This window comes from Arthrobacter celericrescens, assembly GCF_003614925.1.
Lineage (GTDB): Bacteria > Actinomycetota > Actinomycetes > Actinomycetales > Micrococcaceae > Arthrobacter > Arthrobacter celericrescens.
Genome location: NZ_QYLP01000014.1, coordinates 112009 through 127019 on the forward strand (window position 1 = coordinate 112009; position 15011 = coordinate 127019).

A 15011-nucleotide genomic window follows, 5' to 3' on the forward strand; every position below is an offset into this window, starting at 1 on the left:
CGGCGGCCGGCGCCGCTTAGTGCTGGCGGGCGTTGCTGAGGGCGTGCGGCGGGCGCATCAGCCCGGGCGTGTGGCACTCGGCGGGATCGTTGCCGAGTTGGAGGATCTTGTTGTCTCCATCCACGTGGACCACCTTGGGCTCGTAGGCCAGGGCTTCTTCAGTGGTCATCTCCGCGTAGGTGATGAGGATGACGACGTCGCCCACGTGCACCAGGTGCGCGGCGGCCCCGTTGATGCCGATGACGCCGGAACCGCGCTCGCCGGCGATGGTGTAGGTTTCCAGCCGGGCGCCGTTGGTGACATCGACAATCGACACGAGCTCTCCGGGCAGGATGTCCGCAGCGTCCAGCAGATCGAGGTCCACGGTGACGGAGCCGACGTAGTGCAGGTCGGCATGGGTGACCGTGGCGCGGTGGATCTTGGACTTAAACATTGTGCGGTTCATAACGGGACAAGTTTAGCGTGGGCTGCGCCCGGCGCTCTGTGATGTGGGTTACGCCTGTTTCCGGGCGGTGTTCTGCGCCCGGCGCTTCGCGAACATGCCGTACATGGCGAAGAGCTTGGGCACCACGAAGTACACCGCGGCTGGAACTATCAGCACAGTCAGGAAGAACGCGCGGAGCACGGGGTGCCAGCTTTCCATCAACGGGCCGAAAGCCACCAATCCGACAGCCACCAGAGGGAAGATTGCCAGCCAGGTGATGAAGGCACGGACGTGGATGGAAGGCAGGGGCGGGGCGGCCGCCGGGCCGTTCTGGGCTGCTGCTTGCTGGGCTGGGGAAGGGCTCATGGGTACTCCTTATAGGCAGGTATACGCAGGTGACTCACGCAAATCAACACGCGCGGCCCGCAGTTTCTTCCCGGTGCCAGTTGGCGCGGTGCGCGCTGGCGGTGGGTGCTGTCCGGTGCCGTCACGCCATGCACGTTTTCAGGCTAACCGGGGGCGCTGCGCCGCGGAAATCCAGGGTGGGCGGCCAATGGAGAAGCGCAAAACCTGCGTGGCGTGACGCCCCACGCCCCGCCCCCCTCGCGACCCAAGCCCTACGCCTGCTTCCGCAGCGTCCTGCCGATGATCGCCTGCGTCAGGGCATCCACCGCCTCGGCGTTGGCCAGGGGGTTGCGGATCAGGGTGAAGTCCACGCCGCCGACGGGCGGGAGGTCGAAGCGGTTCGTGATGACCTTCAGGTCCTCCGGAACCAGCGACGACGGCATGACCGCAACGCCGATGCCCGCCCGGACCGCCGCGAGGACTCCCGCGATCTGCTTGGTGGAGCACGTCACCCGCCACGTGCGGCCCCGGGCCTCGAGGGCGTCGATGGCAAGCTTGCGGCTGATGCTCGGCGCGGGGTAGCAGATGAGCGGGACCGGGCTCCCCGGATCAAGCACCGTCTGCTCCAGGCCCACCCAGTCGAAGCTGTCCTTCCGGACCACCGTTCCGTCCTTGGCCTCGCCCACCCACTTCACGAACACGAGGTCCAGTTGGCCCGCATTGAGCCGCCGGTACAACTGGTCGCTCTGGCTGACCGTGAGCTCCAGGTTCACCTGCGGATACAGCTGCCGGAATTCGCGCAGGATCCGCGGCAGGCCCGTGATGGCAAGGTCGTCCGCCGTGCCGAAGCGCAGCCGGCCGCGCATCGCCGACCCTGAAAAGTAACGCGCGGCGTCGTCGTGGGCTGCCAGGATGCTCCGCGCGAAACCGGCCATCGCGTCCCCGTTGTCGGTCAGCCGGACGTCCCGGGTGTCCCGCGCCACGAGCGAACGTTTGGCCGCCGCCTCCAGTTTCCGCACGTGCTGGCTGATGGTGGGCTGCGCCAGGCCCAGGCGCTCGGCCGCCTTGGTGAAGCTCAGGGTCTCCGCCACGGCAAGGAAGGAACGCAGTTGCACCGGATCGAACAGTGTTGCCTCGGACAAGGGACTCCTCAACGGACCTCGGCCCGCCCTATTGCGGAATGCAATGAGAGTTATAAGGCCAATACGCTTCCATGATTATCGGGGCCAACCCTAGCGTTAAAGGCATTCCAGTGAAACCACCTGAACCGAATCCTGCCTGAACCAAACGTTTGATGAGGACACTCCCTTGGCACCCCCTCCACCCTCCGAAGCAACCGTCAGCCATTCCGCCATCGAGTCCGTGAGCGCCGCGGCCCGCGCCGGCCGCGACCCGGACACCGTCACCCAGCCGATCGCCGTCGTGAGCGAACGCCTGCCCTGGCGGCACACCTTCATCTCCCTGCGTGTCCACAACTTCCGTGTCTTCGCGATCGGCCATTTCGTGGCGGTCATCGCGCTGTGGATGCAGCGCATCGCCCAGGACTGGATGGTGCTCCAGCTCTCCGGGTCCGTCACGGCCGTAGGGATCACCGTGGCGCTGCAGTTCCTGCCCTCCCTGGTGCTCGGCCCGTGGGGCGGCATGATCGCCGACCGCTTCGCCAAGCGCCGCATCCTCATGCTCTGCCAGAGCGTGGCCGCAGCCCTCGCCGGGAGCCTTGCTGTGCTGTCCCTGACCGGCGTCGTGCAGGTGTGGCACGTGTACGTGATCGCGTTCATCCTGGGCCTGGTCACCGTGCTCGACCAGCCCGCCCGCCAGGTCTTCGTCAACGAACTCGTCGGGCCCACCTACCTGCGCAACGCGATCAGCGTCAACTCCACCACCTTCCAGTTGGGCGGGCTGATCGGACCTGCCTTGGCAGGCGTGCTGCTGAACGCCGTCGGACCCGGCTGGGCCTTCGCCGGCAACGCGCTGGCCTGCTGCTCCACCATCACCACGCTGCTGTTGCTCCGCAAGGGCGAGTTGCACGTCAGCACGCCGGCGCCGCGGCGCAAGGGCATGCTCGCCGAAGGCCTGCGCTACGCGCTCCGCAAGCCCACCATCTACTGGCCGTGGCTGATGGCCGGCTTCGTGGCGGTGTTCGGGATGAGCCTGCCGGTGCTGCTGGCCGCCTTCGCGGACCACGTGTTCGACGCCGGTGCCGGCGGCTACGGCCTGCTGAACGCGCTCGTTGCGCTCGGTGCACTGGCCGGAGCCATCGCTTCCGCCCGACGCCGGCAGTTGCGCCTGCGCTCGGTGGTGCTGGGCGCGGGAATGTACGGGCTGATGCTGTGCCTCGGTGCGCTGGCGCCGTCGATGGCCTTGTTCGGCGCGGCCATGGTTCTCTCGGGATTCTGGTGCCTGATGTTCCTCACCGCCGCCAACCAAATGGTGCAGACCAGCGCCAACATGGCCATCCGCGGCCGCGTCATGAGCCTGTACCTCGTGGTGCTGATCGGCGGCCAGGCGATCGGCGGGCCCATGATGGGCTGGCTGGCCGAACACCTCAACCCGCACCTGGCGATCCTGGTGGCAGGCGGGGTGCCGGCGCTCGCGGCGGCGACGGTCGCCGTCGTGCTCGCCCGGAAGTCGGCGCTGCAGCTCAAGGTGGACCTGAAGAACCGGCGCAGCCTGGTGCGGATCGTGGCGCGGGCGGCGTAGTGCCCGGAGACGTAAGGGCCCCGAAACAAGGAACACCCCGGTCCGAAGACCGGGGTGTTCCACGTGGAGCGGGCGACGGGAATCGAACCCGCGTATCAAGCTTGGGAAGCTAGCGCTCTACCATTGAGCTACGCCCGCATTGCCAGGCATTTGTCGAAGACTCAGCCGAAGCAGATCCCAGCTTAGCGCAGATCACAGGCGTTCCCGGACAGACCCGCCGGAGCCCCCGCGCCAGGCAGGAATCCGGCGTTATTTGAAGAGCTTCATCGGACCCCAGCCGCTTCCGGCGGTCCTCGGCGCAATCCAGCTGCCGCTGCGGAACCCGTAGTAGTTGAGTGTGCCATCCGTCCTGCGGGCGAGCAGACCGCGGGTTCCCAGCCCGGCGTAGCCGTAGGTGGGAGCTAAAGAGGTTGTGGCCTGCCAGCCGCCGCCGATGGTCGAGGGGTAGGCGATGCCGCCGGCGCCGTTTCCTTTGTAATACAGTAGGGTGCCGCCGGGCAGCTGGGCGAGGACATCGTTGTTGCCGTCGTTGTTCCAGTCGGCCAGTGTGATCCCGCGGCTGGCCCACCCCGGGCCCATCGACACGAAGCCGCCGAGCGCGCCGCCTGAGCTGTTGGCGTAGTAGCGCAGCACGCCGTCGGGCTTGTATCCGAGTACGCCGGGGTACTTCTGGCCCCGGTGCAGCTTGCCCACGGTAATGGTCAGGTCCGCCCAGCCCCAGCCCACGCTCCGCAGGCCGTCGAAGCCGCCGCCGGCCCGCCCGCGGTACAGGCCGAGCACGCCGTTCTTCCATTGCGCGAGGATGTCGTAGACGCCGTCCGCGTTCCAGTCCACCACGAAGCCCTGCTTGAGGTTCGACCAGCCACCGCCGAGGGTGGCGCGGTACCGGTAGCTCCCGGACTGCGGTGCCGCATAGAGCAGCAGGTGCCCGGCGGAGTCCACGGCCAGGAGGTCCGAGCCGCTCCTGATGGTGGCCCCGGCCGCGGGGTTGCCGGCGAAGTAGTGTTCGAGCGTGGGGTAGCTGCGGGCGCGCATATCCGCGGCGATCGTGGGCCCGACGTAACGCAGGTGCCACGGTTCGTAGCTGTAGCCGGTGGTGCCCGAGTATCCGTTGGGGTAGCGCACGATGAAGCCGAAGCGGTACGCGTTCGCAGCCACCCAGCGCCCGGCCGGGGTATCCCCGAAGCAGGTGGACAGGCCGCAGGATCCGCCCGCATTGCCGATGTCCACCGCGAGGCCGGTCTGGTGTTCGCTGTAGCCGGGCTTGGCGGAAATGGTGTCCGCATAGGCCTGGCCGTAGGTGCGGACGTAGTAGTCGTACAGGGCGGCCTGGGTGTCGTAGGAGCGGTATCCGCTCACCACTGCCAGGCCCTGCCCGGCCGCCGATGCGGCGTTGAAGAGCGAATTGAGGGCGCCGGCCGCCTCCGCGCGCAGGTAGTATCCGCTGGACCGCACGTTGACGAGGTCGCCGGGGGCGTAGCGCAGCGGGTTCAGCGGATGGGACTTGTTGACCAGGACCGCGGTGCTCCCGGCAGTGAACACCGGTGCCAAGCTCGGCAGCGGATTGACCGTTGCCGGCGCGGCACCTGCCGCTGTTGCCGCCCGGGCGGCGGGCACGACGGCGGTGTGACCCGGGGCCGCGGGAGCCGTCGCCGGAGTGCCCAGCAACAGCGCCGCGCACAGCGAAACGGCAAGGGGCAATCGGACCCGGGAGCGGCGTCGTCGGACGCGGAACGGGAGGGCGAAATTCACGGCAGGCACGAACAGTCCCCTTCTGATTTGCGGCCCGGGAACTCTACCGCAATCTTGGCGCCGACGGAATAAAGATTCGGTTAAGGCGCGCTGCAACGGTGTCCCGCCACGGCCGCCCTGCATATCCTGAAACGGTTAGCTGTGCGTCATGGGGAACCGGGCTACATCGTTTTGTCGCACGTTGAAGGGGATCCCATGGCATTCGCAGAGCACGAAGTACTGATCGGCCGTGACGCCATGAGTGTGTACCTTTTCCTCGTGGACGGGCTGAACAACCCGCTGTGGCGCGACGGCGTCCGCAGTATTTCCCTCCGCTCCGGCAAGGCCGGCGCGAAGGGCGCCGTGTACCAGCAGACCCTGCTCGGCCCCGGCGGACGGCCCCTTGCCGCCGACTTCCAGATCGTCGAGGCCAGGCCCGGCGCCGAGGTGCGCTTCGAGGTCATCGCCGGCCCCGCCCGGCCCTTCGGCGGCTACTACCTGAGCACCGAGGGGCCGAACACGCGGCTGCGCTTCGCACTGGAGTTCCACCCGAAGGGCCTGCAGAAGCTCATGGGCGGCATGATCCAGAAGACCATGGAGGCCGAGGTGCTCCAGCTCGACAAGCTGAAGCTGGTGCTCGAGGAGGAGGACGCCGCGTAGGCCTGCGGGCGGCGGCGCGGCTCCGCCAGCGCGGTTCGGCCGCCTGCGCGCGAACTACTGCGCCAGCTTGAATCCGCCCCAGCCGCTGGCCACCGTGGTGACTCCGGCGAACTTTCCGCTGCTGAGGTCCCAGAACTCGATCTTCCCGTCCGCGGTCAGCCCCGCGATGCCGGTGGTGTTCAGGCCGGTGACATTCCGCAGGGAACGCAGCCCGCTGTAGTCCGTCCAGCCGGTGCCGACGATGGGCCGGGTCTCGGTCTTCGGGGCCGGGGTGCCGCTGCCGCGGTAGAGGCGCAGGTTGCCGGTGCTTTCCACCGCGAGCAGGTCCTGCAGGCCGTCGGCGTCGTAGTCGACCATGGCCAGCCGCTGGCCGGGAACCGTCACGCCCAGGCTGCTGGCGAGGCCGATTGCCGCACGGCCGCGGTTCGGGTACAGGTACAGCTGGCCCTTGGAGTTCGTGGCCAGGATCTGCGGCATCCGGTTGTTGCCGCACCAGGTGCCCACTGCCACCGTCATGGTCTGCCAGCCGCTGCCGCCCAGCTGCACGGGGGCCGCGAAGCCGCCGCCCACCAGCCCCGGGTAGAGCAGGAGCCGGCCGTCGACTTGCTGGGAGAGCACGTCGAACACGCCGTCCCGGTCCCAGTCCGCCACGAAGAGTTCCTTGGCGCCGGTGAAGGCCTTGCCCACGGCGCGCACTGGTCCGAAGGATCCGTTGCCGAGCGCCGGGTAGTCCCGCAGGTTGCCGTAGGGGTCCACGGACACCAGGTCGCCTGGCCCGCGGACTGCGGCGTTGGTGAGGTCCCAGGTGGGCGGCTGGTGCTTGACCAGCGGTGTGCACACATCCGTCGCCGGCGGGGTGGGCGGCTTGACGGCACCGCCCGGACTGGACACGGTTCCGGCCGGGAGCGTGCTGTAGCCGAAGAGGTTCACCACGCCCCACATGGTGTAGCGGTTCGGGGTGGTCTGCCAGTTTCCGTCCGTGAAGGTGATCCCGACGCCGATCACGTTGAAGCGCGGGTCCCGCAGCATGGCGTCGTGGGCGGGTGAGCCCTTCCACCAGTCGACCAGTTTCGCGGCGTCGCGGTCCCACCGCACAGCGATCACCTCGCCGGCGCCACGGTCCGGGTTCAGCGCACGGGGGTCCAGCCAGAAGTTTGCCCGGTGCTCGATCACCTCGCGGGTGGCTATGTTGTCCGACCAGTCCTGCGCCAGCGATGCCACGGTGGGGTGGTACTTCACCGGGTTCAGTTTCAGGGAGGCCCGGTAGCTGTTGATGGCGTTGAAGACCGCCAGGACGGCGGCGGAGTTGTCGTCCTTCACGAGGGCCTGCGGGACGGGTCCCTGTTCAGGCATGATGAGCGGGCTGTCTGTCCTGAAAGCTTCTGCCGGGCCGGCCGCCTTCGCATTGGCTGCCTTCGTCTTTGCGGCCGGGAGCGGGTCCGGTCCCCACAACGGCGGAATGCTGGGAACTTCCGGCGGGGTGCCCGCCGGGGACGTCGGTGCCGGCTGCTGCGGAACCGGGGGAGCCGCAGGTGAAGCGGCCGTTGGCGACGGGCTGGGTGACGCTCCGGGTGCCGGGGTTTCCGAGGGGGTCGCCGCGGAGGTGGCGGACGGCACGGCGGCGGAAGGCGAGCCGGAAGCCGGCGCCGAAGGCGCCGCGGAATCCGAGGGATCCGCGGCGGAGGTTGCCCCCTCGGACCCGGCCCCCTCGGATGGTGCGGGGGAGGACGTCGCGGTTGCCGGCGTCGTCGGGCTTCCCGGTTGGAGCCCGGCAAGGGACGAGCCGCCCAAAACGGTGGTGACGATCAGGCATGCCAGAAGGGCGGCCCCAGCTGCCGCGGTTCGTTTCACTTTTCACCAGCTCGCGTCGTGCCACCCAGCAGGCAGCGGCGGATTATGGTCCTCGGACTATAGTCGCAGACTTCCGCGGACGCCATGCCTGCCCGGAACCTACTGTATTTTTGATGCTGTGCTGATCTCTGACCGTGACATTCGTGCCGAAATCGATTCCCGACGCATCGTCCTGGAGCCGTACGACCCCGCCATGGTCCAGCCGTCATCCGTGGACGTGCGGATCGACCGCTTTTTCCGGCTGTTCGACAACCACAAGTACGCCCACATCGACCCCGCGGAAGAGCAGCCCGAGCTGACCCGCCTGGTGGAAGTGGAGGGCGAGGAACCGTTCATCCTGCACCCTGGCGAATTCGTCCTCGGCTCCACCTTCGAGACGGTGAGCCTGCCCGACGACATCGCCGCCCGCCTCGAAGGCAAGTCCTCCCTGGGCCGCCTCGGCCTGCTGACCCACTCCACCGCGGGCTTCATCGACCCCGGCTTCTCCGGCCACGTGACGCTTGAGCTGTCCAACGTCGCCACCCTGCCCATCAAGCTCTGGCCCGGCATGAAGATCGGCCAGCTGTGCTTCTTCCGGCTCAGCTCCGCGGCCGAGCATCCGTACGGCTCGGGCGAATACGGCAACCGCTACCAGAACCAGCGCGGCCCGACCGCCAGCCGCAGCTTCCTGAACTTCCACCGGACGGAAATCTGAGCTTGCGTTCCCTGACTGTCCTCGACGGCGGCATGGGCCGCGAGCTTGCGCGCCGCGGGGCGCCCTTCCGGCAGCCCGAGTGGTCCGCGCTCGCACTGATGGAGGCACCCGAGCAGGTACAGGCCGTCCACGAGGACTTCATTGCCGCCGGCGCCCGGGTGATCACGAGCAACAGCTACGCCCTGGTGCCGTTCCACATCGGCGAGGAACGCTTCGCCGCCGACGCCCGCACCCTGGCATCCCGCGCAGGGCGCCTGGCCCGGGCCGCGGCAGACTCCTCCGGGCACAGCGTGCGCGTGGCCGGTTCCCTGCCGCCGCTGTTCGGCTCCTACCGCCCCGACCTGTTCGACGCCGGCCGCGCAGCTTCGGTGCTGGCGCCCCTGGTGGACGGGCTGGCCCCGCATGTGGACCTGTGGCTGGCCGAGACCCAGAGCTCCATCGCCGAAGCGCGGGCCATCCGCGCGGGCCTGCCCGACGACGGCAAGCCCTTCTGGCTCTCCCTCACCCTGCGCGACGAATACGTGGACGGCCCCGCCGTGCTGCGCTCCGGCGAGACGGTCCAGGAAGCCGCGGAGGCCGCCGTCGGGATGGGCGCGCAAGCGCTGCTGTTCAACTGCAGCCGCCCCGAGGTGATGGGGGCCGGGCTGGCCGCGGCGCAGACCGCCGTCGAGCGTGTGGGCGCGGCCTTGACGCTGGGCGTCTACGCGAACGCCTTCCCGCCGCAGCCCGAGGACGCCACCGCCAACGACGGCCTGGACGAACTCCGCGAAGACCTGGACCCGGCCGGGTACCTGGAATGGGCCGCGGCTTGGCACGAGCAGGGCGCGGGCATCATCGGCGGCTGCTGCGGCATCGGGCCGGAACACATCGCGGCCATCGCGGGCTGAGCTAACACCTGTTGAGTGCTCAGTTGTGGCGGGTTATCCGACGAGAAGGCCGCCACAAGTGAGCACTCAACGGTTTGCCTAGCGCGCTTCCGCCAGGGCCGGGCGCCGCGGCCTCCGGATCGTCTTCACCACCGGCTCCACGAAGCGGGCCGCCAGCGGGCCGATGACCGCCATCAGCAGCACGTAGGCCGTCGCGAGTGCGGCCAGTTCGCGCGGCACGGCGCCCGAGGTCACGGCCAGGCCGGCGATGACGATCGAGAACTCGCCGCGGGCAATCAACGCCGCCCCGGCACGGAAACGGCCGGGCATTGCGATCCCGGCCCGTTTCGCCGCCCAGATGCCCGTGAGCATCTTGGTGGCCGCCGTCAGCAGTGCCAACAGCAGGGCGAAGAGCAGCACCGGCGGAATGGTACTCGGATCCGTGTTCAGGCCGAACGCCACAAAGAAGATCGCGGCGAACAAATCCCGCAGCGGTTCCAGGATCCGGGTGGCGTTGTGGGCGGTGGCGCCGGAAATCGCGATGCCCAGCATGAACGCGCCCACGGCGGCGGACACCTGCAGGGCCGAGGCGAGGCCGGCCACCAGCAGGGCCAAGCCAAGCACGTTGAGCAGGAAGACCTCGGAGTTCTCGCTGTGCACGGCCTGCGACACCCGGTGCCCGTGCTTGAGCGCCACCAGCAGGACTACTGTCACTACCGCAAGGGCGATGCCCACGGTCTGCAGGCCCCCGAGGAAGCCGACGCCGGCCAGGATCGCGGTGAGGATCGGAAGATAGACGGCCATGGTGAGGTCTTCGAACACCAGGATGGCCAGCACCACGGGCGTTTCGCGGTTACCGATCCGGCCCAAGTCCGTGATGACCTTCGCCGCGATGCCCGAGGAGGAAATGTAGGTGACGCCGCCCATCACGATCGCGCCCACCAGGCCCCAGCCCAGCAGCAGCGCCACCGCGGCGCCGGGCACGAAGTTCAGCACGAGGTCCACGATGCCGGCCTGCCAGGAACGCCGCAGACCAGTCACCAGTTCCGAGGCCGTGTACTCCAGGCCGAGCATGAGGAGCAGCAGGATCACGCCGATCTCGCCGGACAGATGCGCGAATTCGTGCATACCGTCGAGCTTGACGATCCCGCCGGCTCCGAAGCCGAGGCCGCCGATGAGGTACAGGGGAATGGGGGACATTCCGATGCGGCTGGCGAGCCGCGCGAGGAGGCCGAGGCAGAAGACCACCGCTCCAAGTTCGATCAGGGTCAGGGCCAAAGGGTCCATGGCCGTCAGCCGTTGCGCAAGATGGCAGCCGCGGAGTCCAGGCCTTCCTGCGTACCGACAGCAACCAGAAGATCACCCGTGTGAAGTACGACGTCGGGTGCGGGCGAGGGAACGACCTCGCCTTCGCGCATGATCGCCACGATCGACACACCACTGCGGGTGCGGATCTGGGCCTTGCCCATGGGCTGGTTCTGGAAAGGGGAATCGGCAGTAATGGAGAACTGGCGCGTGACGATGCCGGGAATTTCCTTGTGGGCTTCGGCGAGGCGCATGGCGATGTGCTGGCCGCCCAGGAGATTGCCCAGGGCGGCCGCTTCATCGGCGGTCAACGGGATGGAGGCCTGGCAGGTGTCAGGGTCGTCCCAGGTCGAAACAAACAGCTCGGTTTCGCCTTCACGCAGTTCCACGACGCCGATCCGGCGCCCGGAAGCCGTGATGAAGTCCTTGCGGACACCCAGGCCGGGGAGTTCAGTCTCATCCACGTTCATGGATCCACCCTAGTCCTCTTGGGTGGGCTGCGGAACGGCGCCGCACGGCGCTTGCCAGGGCTCGCTCAAAAGGCCCTAAACATGCCCTCCCAGGCGGACCCGGACCGGCCCGGGCGGCCGCGAACTCAGGCGGCCAGCGGCAGCCCGCGCGCGGCGTCGTCGTAATATTCACGGTTCTGTAGCGCGGCGGCGGCCGCTTCGTCCAGCACGACGATCGCGTTCGGGTGCCACTGCAGGATCGACGCCGGGCAGGACGCCGAGAGCGGACCCTCGACGGCGGCCGCCACGGCATTGGCTTTCGCCTCGCCGGTGGCGATCAGCACCAGGCGGCGGGCATCCATCACGGTGCCCAGGCCCTGGGTGATGCAGTGCGTGGGGACGTCGGCCTCCGAGGCGAAGAAGCGGGCGTTGTCGCGGCGGGTGCGGGCGGCCAGGCGCTTCACCCGGGTGCGCGAGGACAGCGAGGATGCGGGCTCGTTGAAGCCCACATGGCCGTTGGCCCCGATGCCCAGGATCTGCACGTCGATGCCCCCGGCGGCGGCGATCGCGTCGTCGTAGGCCGCGGCGCCGGCCTCAAGGTCGGCCAGGGTGGCGCCGGTGCCGTCCGGCACGTTGAGCCCGTCCAGGGGCAACCCGATCACCTGGCACACCTCGCGGACCAGCACCTGGCGGTAGGACTCGGGGTGCGTGGCGGGCAGGCCCACATACTCGTCCAGCGCGAAGCCCCTGGCCGCCGAGAAGTCCGCCCGGCCGTCCGCCACGGCCGCGGCGAGCTCGGCGTACAGGCCCAGCGGGGACGAGCCCGTGGCCAGGCCCAGTACGGGCGCCTTCCCGGCGGGCAGCCCGGCGAGGACGGCCTGCGCGGCAGCGGACGCCGCGGATTCCGGCGTGGGGGCAACGATGATTTCCATCAATGGTTCCTTGGCTTGGTTGGGGTCAGTTTGTCTGTTCGCCGAGCAGCAGGCCGCAGAGCGCCTGGGACACCCCGAGGGAGGCGCCGTACGTGACGATGTCCGCGCCGCCCCGCGGCCACCCGCACTCGACGGCGATCACGGCATGGCCTTCCGCGCGCAGGCGGGAGAAAACAGTCCAGAGCGGGTGGTCGCCGTCGAGCCCGCGTCCGACGACGGCGACCTTCGCGCCGTCCGGAACCTCGCCTTCGCCGACGACGGCGTCCGTCGCCGCGGCGGGCCCCCACGGCACCTGCCCGACGGCGAAGTTCGCGCCGGTGTCCACCTGTACGATCGCCACGGGTTCCTCGCGGGCGAGCCAGTTTTCGGCGGCCGCGGTGACTTCGAAGGCCTCGCGGATGCGGCCGGCGTCGGGCGTGCCGTCGGTCTCCGCGGAATCCAGGGCGGGGCGGCCGGGCTTGCTGGAAATCCCGCGCGGCGTGGCCTGGTGGATTTCGGCGGCGCCCGCGGCGGGGAAGCGTGCCGACAGCTCGGCGACGCGGCCGGCGGCGTCGGCGAGCCGGGCGGGGTCCAGGCGCCCTTCGGCGACGGCGGCGGTGATCGCGGCGAGGGTCTGTTCGTAGAGTTCCGGGCCGGTGTCCGAACCGAGGCAGAGCAGGTCGGCGCCGGCCAGGAGAGCCCGTACGGCGGCTTCCGGGACACCGGTCTCCGCGGAAGCGCCGGCCATGTCGAGCGCGTCGGTGAGGATGACGCCTTCGAAGCCGAGTTCCTCGCGCAGCAGGCCCTGCAGGATCCGGGAGGAGAAGGTGGCGGGGTGTTCCGGGTCCAGGGCGTCCACCAGGATGTGGCTGGTCATCACCGTGGCGCCCCGGGCTTCGACGAGGGCACGGAACGGCACGAGTTCGCGGGCCTCGAGAGTGGCAGCGTCCGCGGAGACACGGGGAAGTTCGAGGTGGGAATCGCTGGTGGTGCTGCCGTGGCCGGGGAAGTGCTTGGCGCAGGAGGCCACGCCGGAGTCCTCCAGGCCGCGGATCCAGGCGGCCGTGTGCCGCGCGACGAGATCCGGTTCGGCGCCGAAGCTGCGCACGCCGATCACGGGGTTGTCCGCCTCCGAGTTCACGTCCGCGTCCGGGGCCAGGTTCAGGTTGATGCCCAGGCTGGCAAGTTCCTGGCCGATGGTCGCGGCGCTCGTGGCCGTCAGCGTGACGTCGTCCAGTCGGCCAAGCACAGCGTTTCCGGGCTGCGGGGAGCCGGTGAGGTAGTGCAGGCGGGTCACGTCCCCGCCTTCCTCGTCGACGCCGATCAGCGTGTGGGGGGAGTGGGCGCGCAGGCCCGCGCACAGATCGCGCAGCTGCACGGGGGACGCGACATTGGTGCCGTACAGGCACACGGCCGCCAGCCCGGCGTCGTACGCGTCCAGGATCCAGACGGGAACGGCGATCCCGGAGAACCCGGGCATGAGGGTGCCGGCGGCGAGCCGACGGATCTGTTCGATGCTATGTTCCGGTGCGGCGAGGGTTGCGGACTTCGAAATGCCCATGGCTTGGCTCCTGACGGCAGTGTGCGGGGCAGTTTGGTTCGGGCCTTGGCCCGTTGGTGCGGGGGCGGGGTTCACGCCACTCCCAATTGGTTCCACAGGACCATCACCGCGGCGCCCCGCAGGACGATGTCCTGCGGGTCCTCGGCGAGCCGGACGGTGACCGGCTGGGGGTCCTGGTGCAGCAGCCGGGAAAGCAGGGTCTGCTGCACGGCGTCGAGCAGCGGACCTCCCAGCAGGTGGCGGGGTCCGCTGAGGACCACTTCCGCCAGATCGAGGACGCCCACCACGGGGGCGAGGGCGATCGCGAGCCGTTCGCCCGCTTCTTTGTAGACGACGGCGGTGGCGGCCTCCGGGTCCTCGGCCGCCGCGGCGTCGGCCAGGGCGCGCTCCAGGCTGGGGACCGACATCCAGGTTTCGAGGCAGCCGGTGCGGCCGCAGACGCAGAGCGTGCCGGGGTCCGTTCCGACCGTGACGTGGCCGATTTCGCCGGCCGCCGAGTGGGCGCCGCGGGCGCGCCGGCCGCCGACAATGACGCCGGAGCCCACACCGCGGCCGATCTTGACGAGGATTTCGTCGTCGCAGCCGCCGCCGAAGGTGTGGTCCGCGTGGACGGCGGCGTCCGCGTCGTTGGACACCAGGGTGGGCAGGCCGGTGTGCTGTTCCAGCAGCTCCCGCACCGGGACCTCGTTCCAGCCGAGGTTGGGGGCGGTGAGGACCACGCCGTCGCCGCTGACGATGCCGGGGGTCCCGACGCCGATGCCCAGCAGCGGCGCGGTGGCCTTGGCGGCTGTTTCGGCGACGAGTTCCAGGACCTGCTCGACGACGGCCTGGCCGGTGGCGGCTTGCCCGGTGGCGGCTTGCCCGGTGGCGGTGGCGGTGCCGGTTCCGGTGCCGAGCGGCCGTTCGAGGCTTTCGAGGATGTTGCCGTCCAAATCGAGGACGGCGGAGCGGAGGGCGGTTTCGCCGGAGAGGTCCACGCCGATCACCTGCAGGCCCTGGCGGTTGATGTCCACGAGGATGGCGGGTTTTCCGGGGCGGACTTCGCCGGACTGGCCGAGCTCGACCACATGGCCGCGGTCCATGAGGTCCGAGACCAAGTCCGAGACGGTGACGCGGGTGAGGCCCAGGGTGCGGGAGAGGTCGGCGCGGCTCATGGCGCCGTCGGCGTGGAGGGTGCGGCGGACCAGGGAAAGGTTGTTCGCGCGGCCGTCCGAGGGGAGGGTTGCGGCGCCGGTCCGTTTGCTGTGACCCCGGTCTCGTACGCTCGTCATGAGAGTTAGTTAACTCTACTAACAATCAAAGGTCAAGGGGTCGGTGAGGAGTTGCGATTGTGTCGGCGCTGGGCGCGTGCTCGGCCGGTACGGCCCGCCGTCGGGATGTTCCTGCGGTTTTACCCCTTCAAATGTGGGATGCCCGCCCAAATTTGAGCGTGTGGAGTCTCAGGACATAGTGGACATTTCTGTCTCAGGACATAGTGGACACTCTTGATGTCTCAGGACATCGTGGACGATCCG

14 protein-coding genes and 1 tRNA gene are annotated in these 15011 nt (G+C 69.3%); 4 read left to right on the plus strand and 11 right to left on the minus strand.

Features of this window, described 5'->3' with window-relative positions:
* Positions 1 to 16: 16 nt before the first annotated feature.
* From panD to D3654_RS02145, 3 genes are all read right to left on the minus strand, one after another.
* Positions 17 to 445: an aspartate 1-decarboxylase gene (gene panD, locus D3654_RS02135; RefSeq protein ID WP_175453492.1), complete on the minus strand. Its 429-nt coding sequence runs from the start codon at positions 443 to 445 to the stop codon at positions 17 to 19.
* 48 nt (positions 446 to 493) lie between these two features.
* Complete coding sequence (locus D3654_RS02140; protein ID WP_120519888.1) at positions 494 to 790, minus strand: putative antibiotic biosynthesis monooxygenase; 297 nt, start codon at positions 788 to 790, stop codon at positions 494 to 496.
* A 251-nt stretch (positions 791 to 1041) separates the two neighbouring features.
* A complete protein-coding gene (locus tag D3654_RS02145) occupies positions 1042 to 1896 on the minus strand; it encodes a LysR substrate-binding domain-containing protein (RefSeq protein WP_120519902.1) in 855 nt (284 codons plus the stop codon).
* A 181-nt stretch (positions 1897 to 2077) separates the two neighbouring features.
* Between D3654_RS02145 and D3654_RS02150 the strand changes: the two genes are divergently transcribed.
* Positions 2078 to 3469, plus strand: coding sequence for an MFS transporter (locus D3654_RS02150; RefSeq protein ID WP_120519889.1), 1392 nt, complete (start codon positions 2078 to 2080; stop codon positions 3467 to 3469).
* A 64-nt stretch (positions 3470 to 3533) separates the two neighbouring features.
* Here the strand turns inward: D3654_RS02150 and D3654_RS02155 are convergent.
* Together D3654_RS02155 and D3654_RS20895 are read right to left on the minus strand one after the other, a co-directional pair.
* A tRNA-Gly gene (locus D3654_RS02155) sits at positions 3534 to 3607 on the minus strand.
* Positions 3608 to 3718: 111 nt separating this feature from the next.
* Complete coding sequence (locus D3654_RS20895) at positions 3719 to 5230, minus strand: M15 family metallopeptidase (RefSeq protein ID WP_280960084.1); 1512 nt, start codon at positions 5228 to 5230, stop codon at positions 3719 to 3721.
* A 186-nt stretch (positions 5231 to 5416) separates the two neighbouring features.
* On the opposite strand from D3654_RS20895, the gene D3654_RS02165 reads away from it, so the two are divergent.
* Positions 5417 to 5860: an SRPBCC family protein gene (locus D3654_RS02165; RefSeq protein WP_120519891.1), complete on the plus strand. Its 444-nt coding sequence runs from the start codon at positions 5417 to 5419 to the stop codon at positions 5858 to 5860.
* A 54-nt stretch (positions 5861 to 5914) separates the two neighbouring features.
* On the opposite strand, the gene D3654_RS02170 is transcribed toward D3654_RS02165, so the two are convergent.
* Positions 5915 to 7213: a CAP domain-containing protein gene (locus D3654_RS02170; protein ID WP_120519903.1), complete on the minus strand. Its 1299-nt coding sequence runs from the start codon at positions 7211 to 7213 to the stop codon at positions 5915 to 5917.
* A 616-nt stretch (positions 7214 to 7829) separates the two neighbouring features.
* On the opposite strand from D3654_RS02170, the gene dcd reads away from it, so the two are divergent.
* Both dcd and D3654_RS02180 read left to right on the plus strand, forming a co-directional pair.
* Complete coding sequence (gene dcd / locus D3654_RS02175; RefSeq protein WP_120519892.1) at positions 7830 to 8405, plus strand: dCTP deaminase; 576 nt, start codon at positions 7830 to 7832, stop codon at positions 8403 to 8405.
* Positions 8406 to 8407: 2 nt separating this feature from the next.
* The gene (locus tag D3654_RS02180; RefSeq protein WP_205571706.1) at positions 8408 to 9292 is read left to right on the plus strand and encodes a homocysteine S-methyltransferase family protein; all 885 of its coding nucleotides are present in this window, start codon (positions 8408 to 8410) and stop codon (positions 9290 to 9292) included.
* Between the two features lie 78 nt (positions 9293 to 9370).
* Here D3654_RS02180 and D3654_RS02185 read toward each other — a convergent pair whose 3' ends face one another.
* The 5 genes from D3654_RS02185 to D3654_RS02205 all read right to left on the minus strand — a co-directional run bounded on the left by D3654_RS02185 (position 9371) and on the right by D3654_RS02205 (position 14768).
* Complete coding sequence (locus tag D3654_RS02185; RefSeq protein WP_120519893.1) at positions 9371 to 10558, minus strand: cation:proton antiporter; 1188 nt, start codon at positions 10556 to 10558, stop codon at positions 9371 to 9373.
* Between the two features lie 5 nt (positions 10559 to 10563).
* The gene (locus D3654_RS02190; RefSeq protein WP_115789994.1) at positions 10564 to 11046 is read right to left on the minus strand and encodes a cation:proton antiporter regulatory subunit; all 483 of its coding nucleotides are present in this window, start codon (positions 11044 to 11046) and stop codon (positions 10564 to 10566) included.
* Positions 11047 to 11171: 125 nt separating this feature from the next.
* A complete protein-coding gene (locus tag D3654_RS02195) occupies positions 11172 to 11957 on the minus strand; it encodes a glucosamine-6-phosphate deaminase (RefSeq protein ID WP_120519894.1) in 786 nt (261 codons plus the stop codon).
* A gap of 25 nt (positions 11958 to 11982) precedes the next feature.
* Positions 11983 to 13497, minus strand: coding sequence for a glycoside hydrolase family 3 protein (locus D3654_RS02200; protein WP_120519895.1), 1515 nt, complete (start codon positions 13495 to 13497; stop codon positions 11983 to 11985).
* A gap of 71 nt (positions 13498 to 13568) precedes the next feature.
* On the minus strand, positions 13569 to 14768 hold the full coding sequence (locus tag D3654_RS02205) for an ROK family transcriptional regulator (RefSeq protein WP_120519896.1): 1200 nt from the start codon (positions 14766 to 14768) through the stop codon (positions 13569 to 13571).
* Between the last annotated feature and the right edge of the window lie 243 nt (positions 14769 to 15011).